General features: G+C 30.3%; 1 protein-coding gene. It reads right to left on the bottom strand.

Going from position 1 to position 702, the window contains the following annotated elements; genetic code table 11:
- Positions 1-64: 64 nt before the first annotated feature.
- Positions 65-658 carry a hypothetical protein gene (locus L1S34_RS14810; RefSeq protein ID WP_236364874.1) on the bottom strand — a complete coding sequence of 198 codons (594 nt, stop codon included), beginning with the start codon at positions 656-658 and terminating at the stop codon, positions 65-67.
- Positions 659-702 lie beyond the last annotated feature (44 nt).

The following is a 702-nucleotide window of genomic DNA, read 5'->3' as shown; positions in this document are numbered from 1 at the left end:
TAAACGTGAATTTACTACAAAATTCGCAATCTTGCCAAACGCCTGTTAGTGGCTGGCTTTCTTTTCATTTCGTTATCCATTTCTTCAATTTAGTAAAGAATGTCGGATTTGGATTTTCATAAGAATATGTTAGGTTTTCTGAATTGTAAAATGAGTCTTTTAATTCTTTTGTTATTAAGTCAATTTCAAAATGAAAAGGTTTGTTGCTAGTTTGGTAGTTCCAATATGTCGCATACAATTTTTTGTTTTTAATTTCAATTAGCTTTATGTCATCAAAGTAGTATTTATCGAAAAGTACAAAGTCATTTCCATTAATATCCATATAGCGTAAGTCGAATCCACTTGAATAATATATATTTTCTTCTTGTTCGTCTATTATTGCTGTTTTGGTGTCTGAAATTTCAGTTTTATTGAGTTGTTCTCGTTTATTAATGTCAATCAGAAAAGTTTGTCCACCTACAACAATGAAGGCTTTTCTTTTCTTTATTAAATTTAAAATAAACGTTCCTTGTTCAACCCAACTTTGTTCAAATGAGCCAACCCAAACTTGCTCGTCTTTATCTACAAACTTAATCCACAAACTATTTGGTGTTATATTCCCAAAATGTTTTTCTGGATACTTTCCTGAGATTGGTCTGTATATAAATTCTGCATTCATTTTTCTTTCTATTTGTTCGGTCTGATAAGCTTGCCACTAACGTT

It is taken from the genome of Flavobacterium sp. K77 (assembly GCF_021608205.1).
GTDB classification, from domain to species: domain Bacteria; phylum Bacteroidota; class Bacteroidia; order Flavobacteriales; family Flavobacteriaceae; genus Flavobacterium; species Flavobacterium turcicum.
This window is presented reverse-complemented; position numbering and strand designations above follow the sequence as displayed.

What these genes read in the sequence shown, in the direction of transcription:
- L1S34_RS14810 (WP_236364874.1), bottom strand. Translation starts at nt 658, where the DNA reads ATGAATGCAGAATTTATATACAGACCAATCTCAGGAAAGTATCCAGAA.